The sequence below is a fragment of the Nocardia sp. NPDC060220 genome (assembly GCF_042727815.1).
Classification (GTDB): Bacteria; Actinomycetota; Actinomycetes; order Mycobacteriales; family Mycobacteriaceae; genus Nocardia.
Genome location: NZ_JBHWZY010000220.1, coordinates 1 through 8,918, shown reverse-complemented (window position 1 = coordinate 8,918; position 8,918 = coordinate 1). Strand labels below are relative to the sequence as shown.

The following is an 8,918-nucleotide window of genomic DNA, read 5'->3' as shown; positions in this document are numbered from 1 at the left end:
CTCGGTGGCCCCGGCTGCGGGTGATCGGGGTCGACGCCGTCGGCTCCCGGATCTTCGGCCAACCAGATCGCCGCCGGCTGATGCGCGGTCTCGGCAGCAGCATCCTGCCCCGCAATGTCGCCTACGCCGACTTCGACGAGGTGCACTGGGTCGACGCCGCCGAGGCGGTCGCGTCGTGTCGCCGGATCGCGGCGGCCACCGGCATCGCGGGCGGCTGGAGCACCGGCGCCGCCGCCCTGGTCGCGGGCTGGGTAGCCGAGCGCGAACCCGGCGCCCGCGTGCTGACCGTGTTCCCCGACGGGCCACACCGCTACCTGGGCACCATCTACAACGACGACTGGTGCCGAACCAACGGTCTTTTCCGCGCGCCCGCCACCGCACCCACCACGATCGCCACCCCGGACAGCGCCGAAGTGCTCGGCTGGGGCCGATGTTCGATCGTCCGCGACCCTGCCGCCGAGGTGAGCGCGTGACCCCCGCAACGGCTTTCCAGCGCGGAACCGGCAGATGAACGGCATCGACACCTTCCGCGCGCTACCGGGCGCCGTCCGGCTACTGCTCGTGAATCATCTTGTGGGGCATATCGGTTTCTATCTCCTCGTACCGTTTCTGGCCGACTACCTCCTCGACGACCTCGCGCTGTCGGCGGCCGTTGTCGGAATCGTGCTCGGGGTGCGCAATCTCAGCCAGCAGGGTCTGTTCCTCGTCGGCGGCTCGGCGGCCGACCGGCTCGGCGCGCGCGGCGTGATCATGGTCGGCCTGGCGATCAGGGCACTCGGCTTCTCGCTGTTCGCCGTCGGCGGTTCGCTGCCGGTGGTGCTGGCGGCCTCGGTGCTCACCGGTTTCGCTGGGGCACTGTTCAATCCGGCGGTCCGCGCGTTCATCGCCCGGGACAGCGGTGCGCATTCGGCGCAGGCCTTCGCGCTGTTCAACGTCTTCGGCAATGCGGGCTCCGCGATCGGACCGGTACTCGGCACCGTGTTGACAGCGGCGGGCTTCCGGATATCGGCCTTGGTCGCGGCGGCGATCTTCGCGGTGCTGGCCTTGGTGCAATGGCTGCTGCTGCCCGCGCGACCGGTGCCCGCGCACGAGGGTGGGGTCGGTGCCGACTTCGCGACGGTGTTCACCGATCGCCGATTCTGGGCGTTCACCCTCGCGCTGATGCCGATGTTCGCTTTGCAGAGCCAGATCTACTTCCTGTTCACCCTGCAAGCGCAGGACAGTGCCGGGCCCGGTCACGGTCCGGCGGCGGTGGCGGCGCTGTTCGTGGTCGAGACGATCGCCGTGGTAACGCTCCAGGTTCGGGTCACCACGGTGCTGGCGCGCCGACCACAGCGTGGGCCCGCGATGGCGCTCGGGATGGCCGTCATGGGAGCCGCGTTCCTCCTGCCTCCCGCCGTCGCGGGGGTGGTGCCGTTCGAGGGAAACAGCGTGGTGGGCACAGTGATCCGGATTGCTCCGGTGGTCGCGGCCGCGGTGCTGCTCGCGATCGGCGTGACCGCGGTGCAACCCTTCGTCAACGAGGCGATCGGCCGCTTCGCCGGAACTCGGCTGACCGGAACCTATTTCGGCGCGTTCTATCTGGCGTCCGGCATTTTCACGGTCGTCGCCACCTCGATCACCGGCGCCGTCCTCGACCACACCGGCGGCCCCCTGAGCTGGCCGCCCTCACTGCTGTGCGCCGCGGCCGGTGTGCTGTCGGCCCTCGCGCTGCTGTGGCTACACCGCCGGAACCTGCTGCCCGGCCCCGCAGCGATCCGGCCCGAACTCGCACCGGTCACCGACGACAACACCCCCAGCGAAAGGCGATGACTCCGATGAACATTGAACTCGCCACGCCGGGAATCGGTGTCGGCCGCGCCTACGGAAGCTGCGGCGAACTGCTCCAGGGCGTCACCGAACAGAATCGGCATTTCCTGGTCACGCTCCCCATTCGGCGCGGCACGGTGGCCGTCTTCGAGCCGGGCGGCGACCGCATAGATGTTGTGCCGGAGGGCAAGTCGAAGGCGGCGCGACTCGCGAGCGGGATGGTCGGCCGATCGCGCGTGCTGGGTGGCGGGCGACTCACCCTGCACAGCGAACTTCCCGAAGGCAAGGGGTTGGCCAGCTCCACCGCCGATCTCGTCGCCACCGCCCGCGCGGTCGCCGACGCCGAGGGTCGCTCGGTGCCCGTCGCGGAACTCGAAGCCGACCTGCGCGCCATCGAACCGTCCGACGGCGTCATGTACCCGGGCACCGTCGCCTATTTCCATCGCGAGGTGCGGTTACTCGCCCGCCTCGGCACCCTCCCGGCACTGACGATCGTCACCGGCGACGAGGGCGGCTCGGTCGACACCGTCGAATTCAACCGGGGCGAACCCGGTTTCAGCGCCGCCGACAAACGCGAATTCGACAGGCTGCTCGGCGAACTCGGCCCGGCGATCACCCACGGTGACATCGCCGCGATCGGCGCGGTGGCCACCCGCAGTGCCGTGCTGAGCGCCGCATCGCGTGACCGTCCGCATCTGGACGCGACCATCCGGGCGGCGCGCGCCATCGGCGCGGCCGGAGTCGTCGTCGCCCACAGCGGCACGACCACCGGAATCCTGCTCGCCGACAACGATCCACGTCTGCGCGAGCAGGTCCTCGCCGCGCACGAGGTCTGCGCCGCCTTCGCCTGCTCGGTGGCGGTGCATCACTCGTGGCGACCCGGCATACAGCGCGTTCCCACCGTCGATCACCCACACCCGGTGACGATTCCCCGAACAGAGAGCTCTCCGCGATGATCACCGTCGACCAGATCCGCTTTACCTACGACGGCCGAATCACGCTCGACGACATCAGCTTTCGTGTGGCACCCGGCAGCACGCTCGGACTGATCGGCCCCAACGGTTCGGGAAAGTCCACGCTGCTGCGGCTGATGTACCGGGCGCTGCGCCCGGCGGGCGGATCCGTCGTCGTCGACGCGGTGCCGGTGGAGCGGCTGCGCGGGCGCGAGCTCGCGAGTCGCCTCGCCGTCGTCGCACAGGAAGCGCCGCCGGATACGCCGGTCACCGTGGCCGAGACCGTGCTGCTCGGCAGGTCGCCGTGGGTCGGTGCGTTCCAGGGGTATTCGCGCGCCGACCGGATCGCCGCCGCGGCCGCGCTCGAACACGTGGGGGCGCGGGCGCTGGCCGACCGCCGTTTCGCGACGCTCTCCGGCGGCGAACGCCAGCGCGTCCTGATCGCCAGAGCACTCGCCCAGCAGGCCGACCACCTGCTCCTCGACGAACCCACCAACCACCTCGACATCCGCTACCAGCACGAATTGCTCACCCTGGTCCGCGGTCTCACCGCGACCACCACGATCGTGGTGCTGCACGAGCTGAACCTGGCCGCCCGCTACTGCGACCGCCTCGTCCTGCTCGACCAGGGGCGCGTCGCCGCCGCAGGCACTGTCGCCGAAGTCCTGACCCCGCGGATCCTCGAACCCGTCTACAAGATCCCCGTTCGCCGAACGTCGGCCTTCGGCGCCGTCCAACTCCTCTTCGGCCCGGCTGCCGAACCTCCCGCCACAACACTTCCGTCCGAGACCAGAGAGGCGGCCACCACATGACCGCGACCCTGGTGGCCGATCCGGCCATCGACGACCTCGATCACGCCCGCCACCGCGGCCGCGCAGTGCTGCTGACCGCCGGGCTCACCATCGCGCTCGCCTGCACGCTGGTGGTCGCAGCCGGACTCGGGCCGGTCGCCGTCCCGCCGGGCACCGTGGCGCGGATCATCGGCCACCATGTCTTCGGTCACCCGGTAACCGTCGATTGGAGCGCCTCCCAGGACTCCATCGTCTGGTTGGTGCGGGTGCCGCGCGTGCTGCTCGGCGCACTCGTGGGCGCCGCCCTGGCGATCACCGGCGCCGTCTTGCAGACCATCGTGCGCAATGTGCTCGCCGACCCCCACATCCTCGGCGTCACCTCGGGCGCGTCGACCGGCGCGGCGGTGTATCTGCTGTTCGGGGTCGCCGCGGCGACCACCGCCACCGCCCTCGCGGCGAGCGCGTTCATCGGCGCGTTGATCGCCACCGCGCTGCTGTTCGTGATCTCGCGGATCAACGGCCAGCTCACCTCGCTGCGGCTACTGCTCGGCGGGGTGACCATCGGCTACATCTTCTCGGCCGCGACCAGCTTCCTGATCTTCGCCTCCGACCGGCCCGAAGGCGCGCGCACCGTGCTGTTCTGGCTGCTCGGCTCGCTCGCGCCTGCCGCCTGGTCCTCGGTGGCGACCACCGTCGCCGTCGTCGCGGTGGCACTGGTCGCGGTGCTGTTGATGGCGCCCCGGCTGGACGCACTGGCCGCCGGTGACGACACCGCGCGCACGCTCGGCATCGCACCGAATCGCATTCGGCTGTGGGCGTTGCTGATCGTCGCACTCGCGGTCGGCGCGGTGGTCGCCGTCGCCGGGGCGATCGGCTTCGTCGGGCTGATCGTGCCGCACGTGGCCCGGCTGTGTACCGGTGGCACACATCGGCACCTACTCGTGGTCAGCGCGCTGATCGGCGCGCTCTTCCTGGTGATCGCCGATGTGGCGGCACGCACCGTCTTCGCGCCACGCGAACTGCCCATCGGGATCGTCACCGCCGCCGTCGGCGCCCCACTGCTCCTCGTCCTGATCCGCCGCTTCCGTGCCACCGGCGAGTCCTGAAACCCGCACTCCACCCCCGCTGTCCCGGTCACGACGACCGGGCGAAATCCCCCCACCGATCGATGAGGACCACCACCGTGTTCACCCGTGTCATCTCCGCCCGCCGCTCCGCTGTTCCCGTACTCGCCCTCCTCACCAGCGCGATCGTTACCGGTTGCGGCACACCAGCTCCCGCCACCGCACCCTCGGCAAGCGGTTTCCCGCTGACGATCTCGAGCTGCGGTCGCGACGTCACCTTCTCCTCGCCCCCACAGCGCGTCGTCACGGTCGGTTCCATCGCCGCACCGCTGATCGCGGCCGCGGGCGCCGCGGGCCGCATCGTCACCCGCACCTTCGAAGCCGCCGCCTTCCCCGGCCAGTACGGCGAGGCATTGCAGGGCATCGAAATCACCGCGCCCACCGCCGAACTCGCCCGCGAGGAGATCATCAGCCGAGCCCCCGACCTGGTCGTGAGCGTCGAAGGTCTCTCGGTGACCCCCGACGACCTCGCCCAGGTGGGCATTCCGCTGATCGTGACCCGCGGCTACTGCCGCGACGCGGCCGGCACCTTCGAGGACGTCTTCGCCGACATCGCCCTCTACGGAAAGCTCTTCGGCACCGAGAGCGCAGCCGACACCGAGGTCACGACACTGAAGCAGCGAGTACAGGCGGTGACCGAACGGCACAGTGGCACAACGACTCCCCGTCCCGCCGCCGCCCTGATCCTGTCGCGCGACGGCGCCCAGCTCAAGGCCTATGGCGCGAAGAGCACCGTCCACGAACAGCTGAAGATCCTCGGCCTCGGCAATGTCTACGGCCAGATCGACAAGCGCAACTTCGAAGCCAACACCGAAACACTCATCGCCGCCGATCCCGAAGTGATCATCCTGCTCACCCAGGGCGACCAGACACCCGACTCGGTGCGCACCGCCCTGCGCCAACGTCCCGAACTGGCCGGGCTGCGCGCGATTCGGGAGAACCGGATCATCGTGGCGCCCTTCGGTTACACCGGGCCCGGACCGGTAGCCGTCGAGGGTCTGGAAGTGCTCGACCGCGAATTGGCGCAGCTGCGATGACCGCCACCACCACCGGCTACCTCGTCCGCGAGGCAGGCACCGCCGATCTCGCGGGCGCGCGCAGCGTCATGCTCGACACCTTCTACCAGGTGTTCGGCATCGGCTATCTGCCCGAATATCACCAGGACGTGATCGACCCGGACACCGCCTATCTGCGGCATCCGCGCCACCGGCTGTGGGTCGCCGCGCACGAGGGCGTCATCGTCGGCACCACCGCGATCCGGGCGCAGGGGCCCGCCCATCCCCCACATCCGGCCGAGCTCGCGCGCCACTACCCCGACGAGACCACCGCGCAGCTGTTCCGGGTCTATGTGCGGCCCGAGCACCATCGACGCGGACTGGCCACCCGGCTCGTCACCGCGGCGGTCGAGCACGTACGCGCCACCCCGGTTTTCGAGCGGCTGTATCTGCACACCGACGCCCGGACACCCGGTGCGCTCGAATTCTGGCTGACCTTCGGCCACATCGTGTGCGACGCCCGAGGGCCACACGGCGGCTTCCAGACGGTGCACCTGGAGATTCCGCTGGATCGCGGCGATCAACAGCCGGTCTGACGGTTCCCTGCTGGCGCGGTGACGGCATACACGGCACTATCGAACGCGTGGAACACTTGCGAATCGCGCGACGTTCGGGTGCTGTGTCGTGACCGCGCTGGCTCCCGGCGAGAACCGGCCCGCGCCCGGTGACCAACTGACCGTCACGGTCGCGAGTTCAGCGTCGGTCGACGTGTCGGCCCTGCTGGTGAACGCGGCGGGCAAGGTGCGTTCCGACGCCGACTTCGTCTTCTTCAATCAGCCGACCGGGCCGGGCGTGGTGTACCGGCACGGCAACGGCGGACCCGATGTGGTGGGCGTGCAGACCTCGGCGTTGCCCGCCGATGTGGACAAGGTGGTGGTCACCGCGAGCCTCGACGGTCGTGGACCCGCGACGTTCGCCGCCGTCGGCACCTTGACCACCACCATCGAATCCGGTTCCACCGCACTGACTTTCCCGATCCCCGGACTCACCACCGAGAGCGGTGTGGTGTGCGTGGAGATCTATCGCCGCAACGGCGCGTGGAAGGTCCGCGCGATCGGTCAGGGTTACGACGACGGGCTCGCGGGCATCGCGTCGGCTTATGGTGTGAACCTCGACGACGAGCCCGAACCCGCTGCGGCGCAGGGTAATTCCGGTGCCGTGGCGGGTATGGCCGGCGACTCCCGAAGTACCCCCGGACCAGGCCACCCGCCGCCGCACCCTCCCGGTTTCCATGCCCCGATGCCGCCCGGCCAATTCGCGCCGCCGCCTGGGGCACCCCATGTTCCCGGTCAGCCGGGGACGCCGTCCGGCTACCCGGCCGCACCCCCGCCGGGCGCACCGGCCTACCCGCCACCCGCCTACGGACAGCCCGGCGGACCCGCTCAACAGCCAACGTATGCATCTCAGCAAGGAGCCCAGCCCGTGCACAGCGACCTGTTCGACCCCTCGCATGCCGAGGTCAACGGCCTCGGTATCCAGAAGCAGGGCGGCAAGATGGTGAAGGTCGGCATGAACGGGGAGGTGATGGCGCGATCCGGGTCCATGGTGGCTTACCAGGGTGACCTGAAGTTCGAGGCGCTCGGCTCCGGCGGCATCGGCCGCGCCATCCGCCAGCATCTCACCGGCGAAGGCGTGCCGCTGATGAAGGTGACCGGCCGCGGCGACCTGTTCCTGGCCAACAGCGCCGCCGACGTGCACATCATCGACCTCGACGGCACCGACGGGCTCACCATCAACGGCGCCAACGTCCTCGCCTTCGACTCCACGCTGCGCTACGACATCGGCCGCGTCCAGGGCGCCGCGGGCTACGCCTCCAACGCGGGCCTGTTCAACTGCGTCTTCACCGGCCGCGGCCGCATCGCCATCACCACCCACGGCACCCCGGTCGTCCTCACCGTCGACCAGGCCACCTACGCCGACCCGAACGCCGCCGTAGCGTGGTCGTCGAGCCTGCAGACCGGCATCAAGCGCAACGACTCCTTCGGCCTCGGCCGCCTGATGGGCCGCAGCACCGGCGAAGCGAGCACCCTCGCCTTCTCCGGCCGCGGCTTCGTCATCGTCCAGCCCTCCGAACTTCCCCCGGGCGGCCTCATCGGCGGCACCGGCGGCGGCCAGCAAGCTGGCACCGGCGGCAGCATCTTCGGCTGACCCGAACACGAAAAGGCCGATACCCGCGCGGTCGCGGGTATCGGCCTGTGTCCTGCCTGCTAGTTCGCGCGCTCCTTGCGGGCCTGGCGGCGGGCCTCACGCATGTCGTTGAGTTCCTGTTCCAGGCTCTCCGCGATGCGGAACTGGCCGGTGTCGTAGATGCTGGTCGGCTCGATCGCCTCGTAGCCGAAATTGGCTTCGGCAAAAGCCTTTTCGACCCGGGCCTCGATGTCGGAGATGGCGCTCTTGCGGGCGGCGGGAACCGAATCGGTGGCCGGCTCCGGCTTGGCCGGCTCCTTGGCGGGCTCCGGTGCCACAGCGGGCGCGGGAGCGGACTTCTTGGCGGTGGCCTTGTCCGCGGAGGACGGCTTGCCGATGCCGAAGCGCTTGCGCTTCTCCGGCGAGCGGCCGTTGCCGTTGGCAACCGGCTCGGTGGGGGTCCAGGCGGGTTCGCGGGTGATCGGCGTGGTAGCGGCCGTTTCGGTGGCAGCGATCGCCTCGGCGCGAGCCGCGCCCGTCATCGGCGGGGTGTAGGTGAGGCGGATACCCTCGGTGGCCTGGCGGCCGAGGATGTTGTCGGCGGGGTCGGGCAGGTCCCTGACCTGGCTGGTCGCGCGGGTGATGGCCAAGCCGTACCGGGCGCTGACCGCGTCGTGGATCAGTAGCGCGACACCGATCATCACCGGCGCGACCGCGTGCACGGCAACGTCGTACCACCGCCCTTCCCGCACGTAGGGGTACGTGTTGAGGGTGACGGTGAGCCCCAGCAGCGCGAGCTCGGCGAGCGCGACCTGGCGGCGGTTGTCGATCACGCCCCACTCGGCGACCTTGTTCGTGCCGACCATGATGATGATCAGACACACGCTGATCATCGCTTCGAGCAGATAGCTGAACCAGAACAGCGGATCGCTCGGCCCACCGGGCGCGATGTTCTGCTGCACGTTCACCGCGGACCACAGCATGCCCGCGCCGACCACGCCGGCCAGTGCCTTCAGCGACCACGACCGGTGCCGGTACAGCGAAGCGAGCTTCGCGTGC

The 8,918-nt window shown here is 70.0% G+C and carries 8 protein-coding genes and 1 pseudogene; 8 read left to right on the top strand and 1 reads right to left on the bottom strand.

All coding sequences use genetic code 11. The features are described from left to right. The 8 genes and pseudogenes from ACFWF3_RS13985 to ACFWF3_RS13950 all read left to right on the top strand — a co-directional run. Positions 1–473 (top strand): annotated as a pseudogene (locus tag ACFWF3_RS13985) (pyridoxal-5'-phosphate-dependent protein subunit beta); the annotation flags it as partial. Between the two features lie 34 nt (positions 474–507). Further along, a complete protein-coding gene (locus ACFWF3_RS13980) occupies positions 508–1,812 on the top strand; it encodes an MFS transporter (RefSeq protein ID WP_379313974.1) in 1,305 nt (434 codons plus the stop codon). A gap of 5 nt (positions 1,813–1,817) precedes the next feature. Then, positions 1,818–2,765: a hypothetical protein gene (locus tag ACFWF3_RS13975; RefSeq protein ID WP_379313973.1), complete on the top strand. Its 948-nt coding sequence runs from the start codon at positions 1,818–1,820 to the stop codon at positions 2,763–2,765. Further along, positions 2,762–3,574: an ABC transporter ATP-binding protein gene (locus ACFWF3_RS13970; RefSeq protein ID WP_379313972.1), complete on the top strand. Its 813-nt coding sequence runs from the start codon at positions 2,762–2,764 to the stop codon at positions 3,572–3,574. Before ACFWF3_RS13975 ends, ACFWF3_RS13970 begins: the two co-directional genes overlap by 4 nt. Beyond that, the gene (locus tag ACFWF3_RS13965; protein WP_379313971.1) at positions 3,571–4,659 is read left to right on the top strand and encodes a FecCD family ABC transporter permease; all 1,089 of its coding nucleotides are present in this window, start codon (positions 3,571–3,573) and stop codon (positions 4,657–4,659) included. The genes ACFWF3_RS13970 and ACFWF3_RS13965 overlap by 4 nt, the downstream gene beginning before the upstream one ends. 62 nt (positions 4,660–4,721) lie before the next feature. After that, the gene (locus tag ACFWF3_RS13960) at positions 4,722–5,714 is read left to right on the top strand and encodes an ABC transporter substrate-binding protein (RefSeq protein ID WP_379313970.1); all 993 of its coding nucleotides are present in this window, start codon (positions 4,722–4,724) and stop codon (positions 5,712–5,714) included. Further along, positions 5,711–6,268: a GNAT family N-acetyltransferase gene (locus tag ACFWF3_RS13955; protein WP_379313969.1), complete on the top strand. Its 558-nt coding sequence runs from the start codon at positions 5,711–5,713 to the stop codon at positions 6,266–6,268. The genes ACFWF3_RS13960 and ACFWF3_RS13955 overlap by 4 nt, the downstream gene beginning before the upstream one ends. 88 nt (positions 6,269–6,356) lie before the next feature. Beyond that, positions 6,357–7,880, top strand: a complete 1,524-nt coding sequence (locus ACFWF3_RS13950; RefSeq protein WP_379313968.1) for an AIM24 family protein — start codon at positions 6,357–6,359, stop codon at positions 7,878–7,880. A gap of 59 nt (positions 7,881–7,939) precedes the next feature. On the opposite strand, the gene ACFWF3_RS13945 is transcribed toward ACFWF3_RS13950, so the two are convergent. Then, positions 7,940–8,918: hypothetical protein (locus tag ACFWF3_RS13945; RefSeq protein ID WP_379313967.1), on the bottom strand; the 979-nt coding region annotated here is incomplete at its 5' end.